The 18,015-nt window shown below is 42.3% G+C and carries 16 protein-coding genes, 5 pseudogenes and 1 riboswitch; of the genes and pseudogenes, 9 read left to right on the forward strand and 12 right to left on the reverse strand.

What is annotated here, in order from left to right; genetic code table 11:
• Positions 1-199: 199 nt before the first annotated feature.
• Positions 200-526, forward strand: a pseudogene (gene ssb, locus RGF10_RS23715) (single-stranded DNA-binding protein); the annotation flags it as partial.
• A 441-nt stretch (positions 527-967) separates the two neighbouring features.
• Positions 968-1,189 (forward strand): hypothetical protein, encoded by a 222-nt coding sequence (locus tag RGF10_RS02165; RefSeq protein WP_318506884.1) that lies wholly within the window; start codon positions 968-970, stop codon positions 1,187-1,189.
• Positions 1,190-1,590: 401 nt separating this feature from the next.
• Here the strand turns inward: RGF10_RS02165 and RGF10_RS02170 are convergent, their stop codons facing one another.
• From RGF10_RS02170 to RGF10_RS02180, 3 genes are all read right to left on the reverse strand, one after another.
• Entirely contained in the window at positions 1,591-2,061 is a 471-nt protein-coding gene (locus tag RGF10_RS02170; RefSeq protein ID WP_318506886.1) for an inorganic phosphate transporter, read from the reverse strand.
• 3 nt (positions 2,062-2,064) lie between these two features.
• Positions 2,065-2,853 carry a hypothetical protein gene (locus RGF10_RS02175; protein ID WP_318506888.1) on the reverse strand — a complete coding sequence of 263 codons (789 nt, stop codon included), beginning with the start codon at positions 2,851-2,853 and terminating at the stop codon, positions 2,065-2,067.
• Positions 2,854-3,116: 263 nt separating this feature from the next.
• A complete protein-coding gene (locus tag RGF10_RS02180; RefSeq protein WP_318506889.1) occupies positions 3,117-3,629 on the reverse strand; it encodes a DoxX family protein in 513 nt (170 codons plus the stop codon).
• A 555-nt stretch (positions 3,630-4,184) separates the two neighbouring features.
• On the opposite strand from RGF10_RS02180, the pseudogene RGF10_RS02185 reads away from it, so the two are divergent.
• Positions 4,185-5,567: pseudogene (locus RGF10_RS02185) on the forward strand (alpha-glucosidase).
• 218 nt (positions 5,568-5,785) lie between these two features.
• Positions 5,786-5,968 (forward strand): hypothetical protein, encoded by a 183-nt coding sequence (locus tag RGF10_RS23720; protein ID WP_412176669.1) that lies wholly within the window; start codon positions 5,786-5,788, stop codon positions 5,966-5,968.
• Between the two features lie 202 nt (positions 5,969-6,170).
• Here RGF10_RS23720 and RGF10_RS02190 read toward each other — a convergent pair whose 3' ends face one another.
• From RGF10_RS02190 to RGF10_RS02215, 6 genes and pseudogenes are all read right to left on the reverse strand, one after another.
• The gene (locus tag RGF10_RS02190; RefSeq protein WP_318506891.1) at positions 6,171-6,404 is read right to left on the reverse strand and encodes a hypothetical protein; all 234 of its coding nucleotides are present in this window, start codon (positions 6,402-6,404) and stop codon (positions 6,171-6,173) included.
• 67 nt (positions 6,405-6,471) lie between these two features.
• On the reverse strand, positions 6,472-7,248 hold the full coding sequence (locus RGF10_RS02195) for a sulfite exporter TauE/SafE family protein (protein WP_318506893.1): 777 nt from the start codon (positions 7,246-7,248) through the stop codon (positions 6,472-6,474).
• A 62-nt stretch (positions 7,249-7,310) separates the two neighbouring features.
• Positions 7,311-8,437 (reverse strand): annotated as a pseudogene (locus tag RGF10_RS02200) (MBL fold metallo-hydrolase).
• Positions 8,438-8,493: 56 nt separating this feature from the next.
• A pseudogene (locus tag RGF10_RS02205) lies at positions 8,494-9,088 on the reverse strand (sulfurtransferase TusA family protein).
• Positions 9,089-9,158: 70 nt separating this feature from the next.
• Entirely contained in the window at positions 9,159-9,455 is a 297-nt protein-coding gene (locus RGF10_RS02210; RefSeq protein WP_318506895.1) for a rhodanese-like domain-containing protein, read from the reverse strand.
• Positions 9,456-9,884: 429 nt separating this feature from the next.
• Positions 9,885-10,406: a DoxX family protein gene (locus tag RGF10_RS02215; RefSeq protein ID WP_318506897.1), complete on the reverse strand. Its 522-nt coding sequence runs from the start codon at positions 10,404-10,406 to the stop codon at positions 9,885-9,887.
• Positions 10,407-10,645: 239 nt separating this feature from the next.
• On the opposite strand from RGF10_RS02215, the pseudogene RGF10_RS02220 reads away from it, so the two are divergent.
• Positions 10,646-11,377, forward strand: a pseudogene (locus RGF10_RS02220) (MBL fold metallo-hydrolase).
• 157 nt (positions 11,378-11,534) lie between these two features.
• Here RGF10_RS02220 and RGF10_RS02225 read toward each other — a convergent pair.
• Positions 11,535-12,131, reverse strand: coding sequence for a TetR/AcrR family transcriptional regulator (locus tag RGF10_RS02225; RefSeq protein ID WP_318506899.1), 597 nt, complete (start codon positions 12,129-12,131; stop codon positions 11,535-11,537).
• A 447-nt stretch (positions 12,132-12,578) separates the two neighbouring features.
• Between RGF10_RS02225 and RGF10_RS02230 the strand changes: the two genes are divergently transcribed.
• Positions 12,579-14,069 carry an MDR family MFS transporter gene (locus tag RGF10_RS02230; RefSeq protein WP_318506900.1) on the forward strand — a complete coding sequence of 497 codons (1,491 nt, stop codon included), beginning with the start codon at positions 12,579-12,581 and terminating at the stop codon, positions 14,067-14,069.
• 159 nt (positions 14,070-14,228) lie between these two features.
• Here the strand turns inward: RGF10_RS02230 and RGF10_RS02235 are convergent, their stop codons facing one another.
• Together RGF10_RS02235 and RGF10_RS02240 are read right to left on the reverse strand one after the other, a co-directional pair.
• The gene (locus RGF10_RS02235) at positions 14,229-15,434 is read right to left on the reverse strand and encodes an IS4 family transposase (protein ID WP_318506902.1); all 1,206 of its coding nucleotides are present in this window, start codon (positions 15,432-15,434) and stop codon (positions 14,229-14,231) included.
• Between the two features lie 210 nt (positions 15,435-15,644).
• Positions 15,645-15,983: a DUF192 domain-containing protein gene (locus RGF10_RS02240; RefSeq protein WP_318506904.1), complete on the reverse strand. Its 339-nt coding sequence runs from the start codon at positions 15,981-15,983 to the stop codon at positions 15,645-15,647.
• Between the two features lie 71 nt (positions 15,984-16,054).
• Positions 16,055-16,138, forward strand: a riboswitch (cyclic di-GMP riboswitch).
• Between the two features lie 553 nt (positions 16,139-16,691).
• Between RGF10_RS02240 and RGF10_RS02245 the strand changes: the two genes are divergently transcribed.
• From RGF10_RS02245 to RGF10_RS02255, 3 genes are all read left to right on the forward strand, one after another.
• On the forward strand, positions 16,692-16,895 hold the full coding sequence (locus tag RGF10_RS02245) for a Flp family type IVb pilin (RefSeq protein ID WP_318506906.1): 204 nt from the start codon (positions 16,692-16,694) through the stop codon (positions 16,893-16,895).
• Between the two features lie 192 nt (positions 16,896-17,087).
• The gene (locus RGF10_RS02250) at positions 17,088-17,477 is read left to right on the forward strand and encodes an A24 family peptidase (RefSeq protein WP_318506908.1); all 390 of its coding nucleotides are present in this window, start codon (positions 17,088-17,090) and stop codon (positions 17,475-17,477) included.
• A 100-nt stretch (positions 17,478-17,577) separates the two neighbouring features.
• Positions 17,578-17,961 (forward strand): TadE family protein, encoded by a 384-nt coding sequence (locus RGF10_RS02255; protein WP_318506910.1) that lies wholly within the window; start codon positions 17,578-17,580, stop codon positions 17,959-17,961.
• The last annotated feature ends 54 nt before the right edge of the window (positions 17,962-18,015 follow it).

Consider the following 18,015-nt stretch of genomic DNA (forward strand, 5'->3'; position numbering starts at 1 on the left):
TACGGATTTGTCGAAAAATATGTAAAATAAAGCAAAAATTCGAATTTTCAAACTCAATCCTTCGTTGAAATGGGAGGTATCTCCACTCAAAGTAGAGGTTTGAGCGTGTTTTTAACAGCCAAACTTTATTTTTAACCATTTTACGAATCAGGCAAAAAATAGGTAAAATGAACGCATCAAACAAGAGAGGAGATGAAAAATGATAAATCAGGTCACGCTGGTGGGCAGGCTAACGAAGGATCCAGAATTGCGAATGACAACAGACGGGATTCCCGTCACTCATATTACCCTTGCAGTCAGTCGTCAATTTAAAAATCAAAGCGGCCAAATCGAATCCGACTTCGTCCAGTGCACCCTGTGGCGAAGAACAGCAGCCAATACCGCACTCTATTGCAAAAAAGGAGCAGTTGTCGGTATCACCGGCCGAATCCAAACCCGCCACTATGATAACAACGAAGGCCGTCGTGTCTACGTCACCGAAGTCATTGCTGAAAGCGTCCAATTCCTTAGTAAAAAATCAACCAGTACCGTTCAAACCACAGCCCAGTCGCCAGATCCATCTAGATCCGTTCCAACCCTTGAATCGTCGACAGAAGCAAGTGCTAGCAATGGTGCGCCTATTGTGGCAGGTTCATTGAACGGGACGAGTTCCGTGTCTTCGAATGAGCCAACGAGTGGAACCGATTTTTTACATGTTACAGCCGCAGGTTCCGCGCATAGCTCTAATTCCACGCCCGTGTCTGAACAAATACACGGCACAGGAACAGTGAGCGCCATTGGTCAAAGCGCTTCAAACTCAGAGCCAATACCGAACGCCGCTTCCAGTACGATGGGAACAGGCAAAAATGTAATCTCCACATCAGCTTCAGCGCAAGCGGGGTTGATGTAAATCCACCCCAAAGTAGGTAGATAATGTTTTTGGTCCAGCCTCGGTCCACGAAACATTTTTCAGAGGAGGCATGATCGCTTGAAATTCGAAGATTCTCGCGAACTGAATCCAAAGGTAGAAAACATGATTGAAAGCTTAATCATCATGATTGGTCGATCAAATCGAAGGTTGGACGATATATCCAATCGCATTCGCCAGTTAGAGCAATCGTTAATCGAAGCAGCTCCAGCAGCGTTCCCCCTTCAAGAAGAGAGCTATTCCTTTATTGCTCGAGAACAGAATCCAGCACGGAAAGCTTAATTGAACTCACACAGAAATCCCTTTTATTCTCGCTAATTTCTTTCACAAAAGAACCATTCCATTGGCGAATCTATTCATCAACTGGCTATGCTCGCGCTCGCAAGCTGGTAGTTTAGCTTTACTTCACAATACGAGTACAGTACATTCTAAGGCCTATGAAATTTCCTAATTTCCATCAGTACAGAAAATCAATGATTCCCCCATTCAACCTCACAATCCAAAGCCTGAGCCAACGGAAACAAACCGTCGGCCAGGCCTTTTTTTCGCAAACAAACTTAACCACTTTAAAGTGATGGGGGACTGTCCCCCACTACGGCAAAGCTTCACAGCGGCGGGGGACAGTCCCTCATTGCTTTACTGTGCCAAAGGACAGGGAATCTCGCCAGTAGAGGGTACGGTATTTATGAGGGGTTTTGTTTTACCTTTGCGACGCCAATAGCTAAGTTGTCCCATAGAATTCTTTCCACCAGTTCCGCTTTACTGTCTTTACAATCGACGATCAAAATAACTTCCGAATATTTCCCTCGTAGCTCTCGTCTTTTCTTGCGCGTCTCCTTTAAAATGAAGAGCTTAATAAAAAATCCTATTAAAAATCCCAAAAAGACCCCAATCAAACCCCAATAAATGGGTCCCCATTTGAGTTTAAAACCGATGCTTGCGCCAATGACAGAAAACGCTGTTGATAACGCCATCGCAATATCAATGGTGGAGATCCCATCCGCGTGGTGAAGGGTGTCAAAAAGTTTTCTTTCTTCCACACGGTTATCTAATGGAACAGCATAAATGTAGTCTTTTTGTATTCCTCTTAACTCCAGCTCCGAAATGGCTAGTTCCAAAAAATTAGAGTGTTCAAATGTTGAGAAAATCTGCATATGTCAATTCACCTTTGTTCCTTTAATGATGGTAAAATTGGAACTTTGATAATTGGCTTTTAAATAATTCTTTTGTTCACTACCAAATAATTTATTGTTTTCAACAGTATTAATATACGAATCGTATATAGAAAATCCATAGATAGAGGGTAAGAATAGAAGCCATTCACTATTTAAAACAGCAGTAGCATCTTGAATTTTCCCTAAAAAAAGCAAATTGACGGCTTCAAGTGCATGGGAATTATAGTAAAAAATAACAGCCCAAATGATAACAAAAAAAGCGGTTATGATTCTATGTATATAAAGCTCTCCTAAACCTGGAACACATAGTGACCAAAATACAGACAATATAGGTTTGCGCTTATCTAAATAATTAATTTCCATTGATCCAATGCTAAATGAATTGAACTGATGATTTTCCCGTTCCGCTAAAAGAGACACTTTATTCAAATCAACGGTTGTTCTGTAACTATCCCAAATCGCAAAAAGATAAACCGGAATATAAATTAAGAGCCATCTTGTATCTAATACATCCTTGGCCATGCCAATTTTACCTTGAAAGGAATAGATCATTGCTAAGTTCACATGCGATTTAATGTTGATAATAACTTCCCACATAAATAAAACAAAACCTCGAAGATACTTAGACATTAGCAAATGGCCAAACCCAGGAAAGGCAGCAGACCACCAAGCGATAATATACGGATTTCGAAGATGAATCTGCGTACTTCCAAAAGTACTCAAGTAAGCCCGATATCTCCGAGCCGAATTATCATTCGTATAAGTATTCATTCAAACAAGCCCCTAAAATAAGAATAAGTAAACAAACTTAATATTTACCAAAAAACCAAACCATATCCAAAACCGAAACAGTCACCCCACACATCACCGCGGAGAAGCGACGGGGGACAGTCCCCCGCCACAGCACCGCGGAGAAGCAGCGGGGGACTGTCCCCCATTACTGCACCGTAATAAAGAAACCCTCTGGGTATCCAGAGGGTAAGTTCAATCTATTTTAGGGGGGAGGGTAAGAATGACTGAAACGTTAATTTAGGTTAAGCCGCGTTTTTGGCACCAAGCTCGTGATTTTTGAACAGCGCTTTGCGAATAAATGGGATCACCCAGCGGTCTAAACCGAATTTTCCTGCGTTAAAGCCAGCAAATAAGATGATGAATCCGAAGAAAATATCTGTTGGATTGTGAGATACAGTACCAGCTAAGAAGAAGCTGAAGTTCATCACAAGCCCGAAGAACATTGCTGCTGTTGTTAAGCAACCAAGAATTAAACCAAGTCCAATCAAGAACTCACCAATCGGTACGATGGTGTTAAACACATCAATATTTGGAATCGCAAAGTTTTCAAGGAAATGTACATACCAGGTATAAACCATGTGGCCGTCTGGACCTTTAACCGGATTCGCTACCGCATTTTTCAAAAATCCAGAAGCATCAAAGCCTCCGCTTGATAATTTGCCCCAACCTGCAGTCAACCAGCTATATCCAAGCCATAAACGAATCACTGTCAAAATGCCTGCTGCAATCGTATTTTCTCGTAAAAACTTGACCATTTAAAACCACTCCTTTGTTCTTTTTTTAAATAAGTTGTTTACACTGCTAATATAACAAATACAAGCCTTCAAAAGGTGATTAATGTCACAAATTCACAATTCCGTAAAAGTATTATGAACAATTTGTTACATCGCCATAGTGGAAACACCAAACCCTCTTAAAACAACAAAAACAAGGGTCCGATCCCGCACCCCACACACTTCCACACCGTACCACCAACTCATATTCAGCCAAATAACAATCTTTATTTTTAAAAAATAAAGCAATCTGTCGCAATCATTATGCAACGATAGCATAATAGAGAAATCGCCTCACTGCGTTCAAGAAAAATCGCCCATGCAGGTTTTAACTAAAACCAAACGTGGCAACGATAGGGATATAAAAATGCGAAGATATGGGTCATCCGCCCATAAGGATTTCGAGTTTGCTAAAGTCAACCACACTTACGAAGGAAAACCGAATCGTCACAATAACAACTTAGAGCCTTCTAGAGTAATATAGAAATGATAGAGAACATCTTCGCCCACAAAAAAACAAACAGTGAGGAATGAGATATGAAAAAAGCATGGTGGAAAGAAGCAGTCGCCTATCAAATTTATCCGCGCAGCTTTATGGATTCTAACGGGGATGGAATTGGGGATATCCCTGGCATCATTTCAAAACTGGATTATTTAAAAGAGCTTGGCATCGACGTCATCTGGATTTCCCCGATGTACGACTCGCCAAACGACGACAACGGTTATGACATTAGTGATTATCAGGAGATAATGGCTGAATTCGGGACGATGGCCGACTTCGACGTGCTGCTCGAGGAAACCCATCGCCGCGGCATGAAGCTTATTCTCGACCTCGTCATTAACCACACAAGTGACGAGCATCCGTGGTTCATTGAATCGCGCTCTGGCCTCGACTCACCAAAGCGGGACTGGTACATTTGGCGCGACGGCAAGCCGCTTGACGAAGAAAATCAAAGCCCAGGACAACGGGCATGAACATAACGAAGCACAAGCTCAAGGCAACAAAACCGCTCCCCCAACAACTGGGAAAGCATCTTCGGAGGCCCAGCCTGGGAATACGACGAGCACACCGGTCAGTACTATCTTCATATTTTTAGCACCAAACAGCCAGACCTTAATTGGGAAAATAAAGAAGTTCGGGCCGCGCTCTTTGATATGGTTAATTGGTGGCTCGATAAAGGGATTGACGGCTTCCGCGTCGACGCCATCAGTCATATTAAAAAAGAAGAAGGCCTGCACGACATGCCGAATCCGCACAGCTTAAAGACGGTACCGTGTTTTCCAAAAATGATGAACGTTGACGGGATTCATCCGCTCCTCCAAGAGCTCAAGGAAGCAACCTTTGACAAATACGACATCATGACTGTCGGTGAAGCAAATGGCGTAAGTGTCAACCATTCCGACGATCTTGACAATTGGGTCGGGGCGGAACGTGGAAAATTTAACATGGTGTTTCAATTTGAGCACATGGCCCTCTGGGATGTGGAAGAGAAGAAAGAACTCAATATTATCGAACTCAAGGAAGTGCTGACACGCTGGCAAAAGGGACTTGAGAACAAAGGCTGGAACGCGCTGTTCATCGAAAATCACGACAAACCGCGGATCGTCTCCACCTGGGGAAATGACGGGGAATATTGGCGGGAAAGCGCCACAGCCTTTGCCGCGATGTACTTCCTGATGCAGGGCACACCGTTCATTTATCAGGGCCAGGAAATCGGCATGACCAACGTCAAGTTCGAGGACATTGAAGACTACAATGACGTTGCCGCCCGCAATCTGTACAACAATAAGCTTGGGGATGGTGTTCCCCACGAGGAAATTATGGCGATTCTTTGGGCCTCGAGCCGCGACAACTCTCGCACCCCGATACAATGGTCCGGGACGAGAATGCCGGCTTCACAACAGGCCAGCCTTGGTTAAAGATAAACGAGAATTATTGTCGGATTAATGTGGAGTCTCAATTAGCTGATTCAGGCTCGATACTTAATTTCTATCAGACTATGATTGGGCTTAGAAAATCGAACCCTGTCTACACCTACGGCCGTTACGACCTCATTGACAGAGAACACCCGCAAATCTATGCCTATACGCGTACTTTGTTAAGAGAGGCAGAGCATTCTAACACAGAAGATAACTTGGTGGAGGACAAAGTCATCGTGATCACGAACCTCTCCACCGAACAGGCAACGTTCCACGGAGCAGAGGGGATAACCTTCGCACATGATCAATTGCTGCTCAACAACTACGAAGTTTCACCACACGAACCGCTCACACATCTTGACCTCCAACCATACGAGGCCAGAGTATACAGACTAAAATAACAAACACAAAAGCAGGAGGCCACCCATGTCCTCCTGCTTTAACAATAATCCCTATATAGCCAACCACCGCGTTAAAGCAATGGGGGACAGTCCCCCATAACAGCAACGCGGTGAAGTGTCGGGGGACAGTCCCCCGCTACGTTAATGCGCTAAACTGCTTGCTCTCTTTCTATTTATAGGTGCACACTGTATTGGCCATAGTTTAAAGCTTTCCCCGCATCATCGGCGAGAACAACGCCGGAATGAAATATGCCTTGTTATTCGCCAACTTATTCAAGCAATGATGACAAACAGCCCCAATCCCAAAGAATGGCTCCCCGTACTTGCTAATAATCTGTTGAATAAATGGATCCTTGCTATCCGTATAAACCAGTTCAAACCCTCGTCGAATAACCCTCCTTGTATCGGCTGAACAAACAAGACACGCTTTAACCACTCCGCATTGCCCCTTTTCTACTAATTATATGAAGGGAAAAAATACATATTCTAAAGAATCCTCATGTTTACAAAATATCCATCCAAATTTTCCCTGCAGTTGCAAAAATCAATAGTGCTAACACGACCTGTAATACTTTTGTGTTGACCTTTTTCCCCGCAATAGCTCCGAGCGGGGATGCAATGATACTGGCAACGACCATGATGAAAGCAGGGAAATAGTCGACTTGGCCGGTCGTTACCTTGCCAATAGTAGCCCCAATCGAGGAAATAAACGTAATCGCCAGCGATGAGGCAATCGTCATTCTGGTTGGAATCTTCAATACAACCAACATGATCGGCACTAACAAAAAGGCTCCTGCAGCACCGACTATTCCCGCGCCAACTCCCACAATTAACGAAAGACCAGCGGCAAGCCATTTATTAAATGTCACCTGGTCAAGCGGAATATCATCAATTCCTTTTTTCGGAATAAACATCATAATCGCCGCAATCAGTGCCAAAATGCCATAGATGAGATTGATGCCACCTTCGCTCATGAGCTTAGATCCATAACCACCAATAAAGCTGCCGATTAAGATACTTCCGCCCATATAGATAATCAACTTTTTATTCAAATAACCACCTTTACGGTACGCCCAAACCCCGGCAATTGTCGCAAAAAACACTTGAACGGCACTAATCCCCGATACTTCATGAGCACTAAATGCCGCAACTCCCAATAAAGGTGGGATGTAAAGCAGCATCGGATATTTAATAATCGAGCCGCCAATACCTAACATTCCTGAAATATACGATCCGATAAAACCAATAAGGAAAATGGTAATAATATATCCTAAATCCACAATTTAACCCCCATTAAGTGTAGGGAACCAAGCTTGGTTCCCTCACAAAGTCCCCCAAAAAATTAATGTGAATGATGCACCGCACAACGGTTTGGCCCAATTTCTAGTTCCTGCTGTTCTTCTACTGTTGCCACCGTTTCCCCTCTGTTAATCCCAACAATCGCTTCAAAGTTAGGCGGTGTTTCGGTAGAAGCCGACGCCGCTACATGATCGACGAACTCCTCCACCGTTTTACCAGCCATGACATCATTCATTTTTCGAATATTCCCTAAGGAGTTCCCAATATAGCCCATCTCATTAATTTCGCCATGGAAATCTGCATAGTGTCCTGGCAACACAATCACATCATCGGCAATGTTCGCTACTTTGCTATAAATAGAATCATATAAATCTACCGCCCATTCACGAGCTTTCCCACCTAGATCAGGACGCCCTAATCCAGATACAAAAATCGTGTCACCAGAGAACAATAGTTTATGATTAACAAAGAATGAGACACTACCAGGAGTGTGCCCAGTGTTTTCACGGCCAACACTTCTAATTTGATGTTGGCAAACTCAATCTTATCGTGCTGCTCAAGGTGCTGGAATTCGAATACCGCCCCTTCTGATTTCATGAGGTAATATTTCGCACCTGTTTTGTCCGCCAATTCACGTCCACCGGTAATATGGTCTGCGTGTAAATGCGAATCGACAATATGAGTAATTTTAACTCCCTGTGCAGCAGCAAAATCCATATACGTGTCGACAAATCGAGATGGGTCGACGATTAATGCCTCTTCCCCAGAGGTCACGATATAAGATAGGCAGCCTTTTCCTACGCGAATAAACTGATGAACGGTAATATCTTCATCTTCATACACTTTCGTTGGATATAAATATTCACTCCACGTTTTCATGCCGCCTTGTAAATACGAAACCTCAAGCCCTTTTTCGGTCAACATCTCCGCAATCATCATCGAAGAACCCTCTTTTGCACATACAACAATGATCGGTTTGTCAGTTGGGATTTGCTCTAAGATTGGCTCAACTCCATCAATCAAATCGAAATATGGCACATTAAAATACTCGATGTTCTCCCCTTCAATTTTCCAATCGTTAAAATCCGCTCCATTACGAACATCAAGCATGAATACTGGTTGCTTTTCAACAATCAATTGATTAATTTCCTTAGCAGAAATAGCGTTCATCTATACCCCTCCGTATACCTGTGCAGGTATTATTTTTAATAAAAAAATTTGCTAGATCAAATTGTCCCTTGTTCAGTTAAATTATTAAGACCAACCGTTTTACCTGTCCATTGACTCATTCCAGGGATGACATTTATGACGTTCGTAAATCCGTTTTCTGTTAGGAGCTGTGCTGCAAAATCACTTCGGTTCCCCGTGCGACAAATGACATAAACGGCATCTCCTTTTTTAGTTCGTTCAAGCGTTCTTGTAAATCACCTAGCGGAATGGAAATGGCGTTTGGAATATGATCAAATGCATATTCTGCTGCTTCTCTAACATCGAGAACAACCATGCTCTCTCTCTTTTCAATCTTCTGAGCAAGTTCTTCGTTATTAATGACATCGGGATGTTTTTTTTCGACTACCTCATCATTTGCAGCCTTTCTAATGTAATGGGTAATGACCCGGCTTCTTCAAGCAGACCTAAATATTGATGGCCTGCGTTTTTTGACCATGCCTTTAAATCCGCTTTCGATCCTTTATCTGTTGACTGAATTTCTAGGACTTGACCTTCTGTTAATCCATCCATCGCCCGTTTTGTTTTTACAACTGGCATTGGGCAAGCTAACCCTTTAGCATCTAAAACGAAATCTGTTTTAATTGATGACATTTGCATCCTCCTGAATAATTACCCTATAGGGTATATTTTTAGTGAAAAAAAATTTATTGATTAAAAATGGTTAAACAACTTTACCTGTCCAAGCTAACATTCCGCCCTTCATGTTGCTAACATAATAGCCTTGGCTCTCAAGAAATTGTGTTGCTCGGCCGCTGCGAGCACCAGAACGGCACACTAGGATGTACTCTTTCGATTGGTCCAGCTCATTTAATTGATCAGCAATTAAACTTAAAGGGATGTTTACTGCGCCTGGAATCATGCCTGTTGCCACTTCATCCACTTCACGAACATCAATAAGATTTAACCTTTTTCCTTCTTTTAAAAATAATTCAATTTCCTTTGTAGTAAATTCCTTCATTACGATCCCCCGTGTTCAAATATTTAATACCCTTAGGGGTATATTACTAGCAATTATTAATCTTGTCAACTAGTTAATTAATATTTATTTTTTCTTCCGTCGCTAGGGACTTGCAGTTATTTACATATCAGTGTACCAATATCTCTAGCTAAAAGCTTTGGCACCCTTTGGTGGATGTGGCTTATTCCACTTTGACCGATAAAAGTCTAAATAGGGCCGATAAATTCAAAATAGGGCCGATAAAAGTCCGAATAGGGTCGATAAACTAAAAAATAGGGCCGATAACCCGATCGGCTCGGGTCCCTAACCAAAAATAAGCCAACGCAAAAAATCCCCCGAGGCGAATGTAAGGCAGGAAGGGGAGGGGACCATCCTTACATTATCACCAAGAGGGATTTTAACTATTGAAATCGCGACAAACCCGCGAATTTACGCTACTTTATGTCCGCCAGCACTAACACTAGCACCTTTTTTGAAAACAGTTTTGCGGATGAATGGAATTACCCAACGGTCTAAACCGAATTTTCCAGCGTTAAAGCCAGCAAATAAGATAATGAAACCGATGAAAATATCAGTTGGGTTGTGAGATACAGTACCAGCTAAGAAGAAGCTGAAGTTCATCACTAGACCAAAGAACATTGCTGCAGTAGTTAAGCAACCAAGAATCAATCCAAGACCGATTAAGAACTCGCCAATCGGTACGATTGTGTTAAAGATATCAACATTTGGAATCGCAAAATTTTCAAGGAAATGAACATACCAGCTATAAACGACACTGCCATCAGGACCTTTAACCGGATTGGCTACAGCGTACTTTAAAAATCCAGAAGCATCAAAGCCACCGCTTGATAATTTGCCCCATCCAGCTGTAATCCAGCTATATCCAAGCCACAAACGAATTACTGTTAGAATCCCTGCAGCAATTGTATTTTCCCGTAAAAATTTAACCATTTCTACCATCTCCTGTGTGTATATGTTTAAATATTTTCTACACTGTAAATATAACAAATCAACTCGTCCTTAGGGGAAGTTTGCTCACTAATTCACAATTTCGTAAAAACATTTTGAACGAATTGTTACATACTGACAGTAGAAACCGTTAAAACTCAGGCGAATCTATGAAAAACTCAGCATAATCCCATCCCCCCTTTAATATCTTAAGATATTGAAAAAAGGAGGACGAAAACTAAATGGAAATTACTAAGCACGGCTTGCTGTACCAAATCTCCTTCATCCCATATGCTTTTCCAGGTCAATTGCTATTTAATAGAAGAAGAGGAGGGACTAACCCTAATCGACGCGGCATTGCCCTATAGCGCACAAGCAATCCTTAGGACCGCACAAAAGATTGGCAAGCCAATTACTAAAATCCTTTTAACTCATGCTCATGAGGACCACGTCTGGTCGCTCGACAAAATTAAAGAGGTAATCCCCAACATGCCCGTTTACATTTCCCAGCGCGACAATCGAATCATGAACGGCGATTACAGCCTTGACCCAAATGAAGACCAAGCCCCGATCAAAGGCGGTATTCCGAAAAAATGAAAACACGAGCGGACGAAATACTAGTAGACGGCGATCACATCGGCTCCCTAAAAGCAATTGAAACTCCTGGGCACACCCCTGGCTCCATGTCCTTCATCGACACCCGAACCGGGGCACTTATTAGCGGTGATGCGTTTCAAACAAAAGGTGGCATCGCTGTCGCCGGAGACGTTAAGCCGCTCTTCCCATTTCCCGCCTGGGGTACCTGGAGCAAGCCCACCGCCCTTGCCAGCGCTAAAAAACTCCTAACCTATCACCCTGACCTACTCGCCACCGGCCACGGCGCACTCCTAGAAAACCCAAAACCCGCCATGGAACAAGCCATCACAACCTTCGAACAAAAACTAAAACCCAAAACCAAAAGCACAAAACTTTAACACACCACCGCAATGGGGGACAGTCCCCCGCCGCATCACCGCAGCAAAGCACCGGGGACAGTCCCCCGCCGCATCACCGCAGCAAAGCACCGGGGACTGTCCCCGGTGCTTTAAAGTATAAAAGCGATGGAGTCTAGGTCCATCGCTTGTTTGTAGTTTAGTTGTATTTTGCGAAGTAGTGTGAAAACAGAAAGTCGATTTGCTTTTCGATAGGTAGAGGGTTCCAAATCAGGTGTATGTTTTTCTTTAAGCTGATCAGGGTTGGGAATATGGTAGCCGCGGTAATTTGCATCAACATCATCGTAATTAACTCAGGGTCTTCCTCACCCGTTATTTCAGCAATTGTCGCTTTAATTTTTGTGAGCCCTAGCGTTTTCATATAGTTTTTATAGACAAATTCCTCTTCAAATAGCATATTGCCTTTCCCAAAAACTTCACGAAAAAGATCAGGGTGCTCCATAAGTGACCGTGTATATTGAAGAAGGAAAGCCTTCAGTCTATCGGAGGGGGATTTCGATTCATCCTCTAACAAAAGAAAAGCTGCACGGAAGCTTGAAAGCCTAACCTTCAATACTTCATTAATCAATTTTTCCTTCGATCCAAAATAATAATTAATTAAAGCGAGATTGACATCGGCCAATGAAGCAATCTTGCGCAAGGTTACTTTTTCGAGACCCTCTTTTTTAATTAGTTCCAGTGTGGCATTCAGGATGCAATCCTTCGTTTTTATGTCTTTTTCGGAACCCTTGGTCATCCACATACTCTCCTATCAAAATTATTGCGATTTATCCCGCCTTAACGGGCAGTAAGACCCCCACCTAAAGATTCAGTGTAAACCAAGAAGATAGGTGGGGGATCAACTGCACGTAAAGGTCCGATTAATTCAACTAACAATCAGTGGGGGATAAAGAAAACCCCACTGATGGAAGTCTCAATTTATCATTATACCGTCCATTAGAATGTAAAATTTAAACTTAGTTTAATATTAACATAATCGCTCTGCCTTTGGGTATCAAGTCAAGCTCTTTCACGCCGTCCCAGGAAAAGGATCAGCAATCCTATAGTATTTTCCTTGACACAGAGACAAAAAGGAGATAAATTTTGTTTAAACGGTGTTTTAAACATCGTTTAATTTTTTTGTGGTGTTGAAAGTACCAACAAATTTTTCTTAGACAATAAAAACAGAAAGTTGCGTGAAAGCATGTCAAATTCAACTGTGGAGCCGAGTTTCATAGAATCACAGGAGTTCTCGATCAAATCCATTATCGCTCCACTCTTAGCCGTCATCGTTGGCATGATTATGGTTATTCTGGATAGCACGGTTGTCAATGTCGCCATTCCGAAATTGGTTGACTATTTTAATACAGACCTGAAAACCGTTCAATGGACGGTAACAGGATACACCTTGGCACTATCAGCGGTTATCCCACTTGCCGGTTGGATGACCGATAAATTCGGTTCAAAGAAAATCTTTTTACTCACCATCGCATTTTTTACATTCGGCTCTGTATTATGTGCGCTCGCCCAATCGCCGTTGCAACTGATTATCTTCCGGGTCATTCAAGGTCTAGGCGGGGGAATGGTCGCTCCTATTGGAATGGCCATGGTTTTTAAGCTTGCTCCACCGCATAAACGGGGATCAATCATGGGGGTACTTGGAATTCCGATGCTGATGGCTCCGGCACTTGGACCTGTGTTATCAGGTTGGCTTGTAGATTCTGTAAGCTGGCACTGGATTTTTATGATTAATCTGCCAATCGGAATCATTGCCTTGATTCTAGGTATGAAGTTCCTTCCGAAAGGTGAACCGCATGAAGCACCTCATCTCGATAAAATTGGTATGGTCATGGGTCCATTAGCCTTTGCAATGCTGACATACGGTGTGAGTGAGGGCGGTTCGAGCTGGACATCGACAAATACGATTGTCGGTTTAAGTGTCGGTTTCGGGGCCTTGCTTATCTTTATCGTTGTCGAGCTTATGCAAAAACAACCATTACTTGAATTGCGTGTGTTCCGTTCATCACATTTTACTCGCGGAATCATTCTTGCTTGGATGGCACAGGTTGCCTTGTTTGGCTCGATGATATTGACCCCACTGTATTTGCAACAGCTTCGTGGATATACCGCATTTGAGACCGGATTAATTTTATTACCGCAAGCATTGGCCTCAGCAATCTTTATGCCAATCAGCGGTCGGTTGTTTGATAAAATCGGGGCCAGACCATTGGCATTTACTGGTCTTGGCATCATTTCAACAGGACTTTTCCTGTTTTCCCGAATTACTGTCGATACTAATCTTGAGATGATCCTGCTCTCTTTATTTTTAATTGGAAGCGGGATGGGATTGACGATGATGCCGGTCAACACACATGTGTTGAATTCGGCTCCGCGCAAGTTAGTCAGCAGGGTCACACCACTTACAACCGCTGCCCAGCAGGTTGTCGTTTCATTTGCCGTAGCGGGACTAACTGGTTATTTAACATCCCAGATTGATGAAAATATGAAGGAAGTTGTGAAAGGGGTCAGCCCGGTAGAAGCCGCGACAAACGGATTTGCGGATACGTATTTCTTAGCTGCTTGTCTGGCTATTGGAGGATTCGTGTTTAGCTTATTCCTGCGGAAGCCGAAAAGCCAACCAGAAGAACCGGGTCAACAAGACAAACCAGATCCAGGAATGATGGCTGGCCACTAAATGATTTATCACATTAAAGCATTGGGGGACAGTCCCACTAGTCTTGCATCAAAGTATATAAATTGAATTTATTCAAAAAATTTACAATGCGATTTAGATGTCTAATGAAAAAAAGGTGATCAGGGATTAAATAGACCTTGTTCCCTTTTTTTTCCTATTTTAGTTTTCTTTCTTTTTTCCTGCCTTTTTCACCACAGCGACGTTTCCAAACAACGGTTTTTCTTTCACTAAAGGTTTAGGGACTTTTTGTCTCCCCTTTGATTTTTTCCTTTTTCTGTTTAATTCTTTTAACATTCTTCTGCCGGGTAAATACAAATACGTTCGAAGAACCCGAAAGAATTCCCAAGGTGTTTTTTTCGACTTAGTTTGAAGTTTTATGATGAGTGAAACACCTAACGCAATAAGGGCTAAGAACATTTGATTCCAAATTCCTTGTGGTTTTGTACTCCAGACCTTTGTTAGTTTTAGGTGTCCCTTAATCCACTTGAAAAAAAGTTCGATAAGCCAGCGGCTCTTGTAGATTTCTAGGATCTGTTGATCAGTTAAATCAAAGCGTGTCGTTAAAATTCGGTAGGTTCTCCCTTTTTCATCCCAAAATTCTATGTACCGAACCGGTACATTTGAAATCCCAAAATTCACTTTTTCATCTCTTTTTACCGATGGATGAGTCGGTTCATATTCTTCTAACGTATTAGTTACCAGATTCTTGCTTATTCGGACTACAAATGAAATATTCCTCTCGAGCCAATCCATTAAATTCTTTTTGGAAGGATAACCTCTGTCCATTACATAGGTGGCATCAAAATCTTCAATGATGAAATCGGAGCTTTCAAAATCACTCACAGTACCAGTGGAAGGAACAATTTTATCTGGATAGGCGATATCTTTAGAAACCACAACGAGTCTAGTATGCATTTTGACCGCATTGTGGCCTTTGGAGATAAAAGCCCAATCACAAAGATTTTCTGGTAAGCTAATTTCCGTTGAATCTACTATATTTAATCGACCGATGTCCTTTGATAATCCTTCTAAACCTTGGGTTAACTCATGAATTTTCTTAACTACTTTTACAAACATTTTTTGAACCATTTCTGTTGGAAGGTCGTTAATCCGTCGGCTTAATTGAGAGCCACTAATACTTTTAATACCAATTTCTTTCCTGAGAGTAGGAAAAGCCCTTAACTTTTCTTCCATATGACTGTACGAGCACCATTGATCTAGCTGAGCTGCAACAAAAATTTTTAATAAAGCCTTTGTAGAAAGCCTCTTTCCATAATCAATCAGTGGACAATCAAAATCCTCTGTTGGAAGTAGAGATAAGCATTGACACATCAAGATTTCTTGGCCTATACTTTTATTATTCAAATGTGAAAACTCCTTTGTAGAAGACTTGTTTGTTTTAGGGAACATAACAAGGTCAACAACTTCTACAATAGGAGTTTTTTTTTATTTCGTAAAGAAGTTAAATTACTTTTATTTCATTTTTAGTAACTTTTTTCAAGACGTGCAAGGCTAGTGGGACAGTCCCCCAATGCTTTAATGCTGTAATACAACGGGGGACAGTCCCCCACTACACTAAAGTACTATCTGGTCCTTAACCTCTATCGAATATTTTTCCACTGTCCCAATAGGCAGTTCTAAAACCTTCTCAGCGCCACGAATCGGAAAGATCATCATATTGGGTTTCACATTCTTCCGAACAACGACGACGACATCATTTCGGTCAAGAAACACAACATCAATCGGGAAAAACATGAAAAACATATGAATCGAATTGCAGGGTACAAGCAAAATCCCTTCATCTACAAGAGGTTTCCTTCTAAACATAAGGCCCCTGAAGCGCGGCCAGAACCGATCGCAAACCTTAATCAAAATCGGCACATCTATGTCATGATTTTGTCTAAAAATTTTCACAAATTCGCCCTTCCTTTCGTCTCCCTATATAGTGAATTTTACCTATTCGGATGATATATTTAAATAGCAAACAAACGAAAAGGCAAACCCTGAGAAATCTTGGGACGCAAAGCTATAGGGACTTACGTGAAAGCCGAAGTCAGCCAGTTACCGAATCTGTAGACAGCTAACGGAGAAATGCCGAAGTCAGCCAGATACCAAATTTGAAGAAGGTCTACGAGGAATACCAAGCCAGTCCATCACCAAATCTGTAAAAGATACATCACAATAATGTTTTGGGCAAACAAAAACAGAAACTGTAGAAGGTGCTTTTGGACAAGAGTCAAATTCACTAAAAACAGTATTCTGAACTATTGGTTCGTTGCGCCGAAAACCGAAGCCACCAAAACACAGAATCTGCAGCGGCCCTTTGATCAAAAAATCCGAAGGCGCCACCTCAGAGTCTGCGAAAGGCCTTCCTACCACCGACGCCACATAACAGCCTAGTAAAATATCAAACACCAAAACATCAATTCTACAGATGGACACTTAGTAATACCGAAAGTCTACCATTATATCGAATTTGCACAATCAGCTTACATCGAATACCGAAGTCAGCCATTTGCCGAGTCTGTAAAAGAGCTTAAAGGCCAAACCGAAGTCAGCCAGTTACCGAATCTGTAGTGATACTTATCGTTGTTTGCCAAAAAATAGACGAGGTGAACAATCATGATGGAGAAAATCAAAGGCCTTTTCTCAGAAGAGAAGGGGCAAGGCATGACTGAGTACGGCTTAATTTTAGGACTAATCGCTCTTGCAGTTGTGGTAATTTTAACAACATTTGGCGAAACACTAACAACCAAGTTTACGGAAATTAAAGATGAGCTATTGAACGCAGGTTCAACAACGACAACGACTCCTTCTGGGTCATAAACACTTAAATCCAATCCCTACTTTCGTGCGGCTAGCGAAGGTGGGGATTTTTTGCAGTGATTGAATATATTACCATATGGATAGCTCGCCGTAACACTATCAAGTAAAAAGCCGGCAAGCATTCCAACAACCAGGCGCCACGGGCAAAGTCCTAGCAAAAGCGTCTATTTAAGCATGTCTATGAGGTGAAAAATGCTACTAAATCTATCATTAATACTCATTCTGATAATCTCATTCATTACTGATCTCAAAAACAGACGAATACTAAATATATTAACCTTTCCAACTATGCTGATTGGATTAACATACCATGCGATATCTGCTGGCCTCGACGGTCTCATTTTCAGCGGACTTGGATTATTGCTAGGCCTCGGCCTACTTTTTATACCATACCTAATGGACGGAATGGGCGCGGGCGACGTCAAGCTCCTCGCGGCAATCGGAGCACTAAAAGGCACAGCCTTCGTCTTAGGCGCATTCCTATTCACCGCCATCATCGGCGGTCTGATTGCTACCATCATCCTAATCTCAAAAAAAGAGCTACTTCTTACTATAAAACGACTTCTTTTTTTACAAAAATAGGGAAGTTGCCGAGGCTCGACCAAAGTGAGTATCATCAAGCCTTTCCTTACGGTGTGGCGATTGTCCTCGGAACTGCCTTACAGCTCGGAGTATCGTTCCAATGATTCGCTCGCAAAAAGGCCAAGCAACAGTCGAACTAGCACTTTGCCTTGTGATTCTCTTGCTAATCGTCTTTGGCATTATCGACTTTGGAAGAATTTTTCAAGCCTATCTAACGACCAATCATGCCAGTCGCGAAGGGGCACGCTTAGCGACACTAGGCGCGGCCGATACAGAAATCATCAACGCGACGAAGAGCGCAGCGCAAAGCTTGGGCACAGAAGAACTTACGGTCACCATTACACCACAAAAGGAATTACGGAAAAGAGGCGTATATGTAACGGTTTTTACCACCTATCCTGTGACCATTTCCGTCCCACTGATGGAAAAAATGCTGCCTAACCCTTTTATAGTAAAAAGCAAAACCGTGATGAGGGTCGAATGAATGACAAAATCAAAATTTGAAGATTGAAAGATGCAAATGTTCCCATCTATATGG

This window comes from Bacillus sp. T3 (assembly GCF_033449965.1).
In the GTDB taxonomy this organism is placed as follows: domain Bacteria; phylum Bacillota; class Bacilli; order Bacillales; family Cytobacillaceae; genus Bacillus_BU.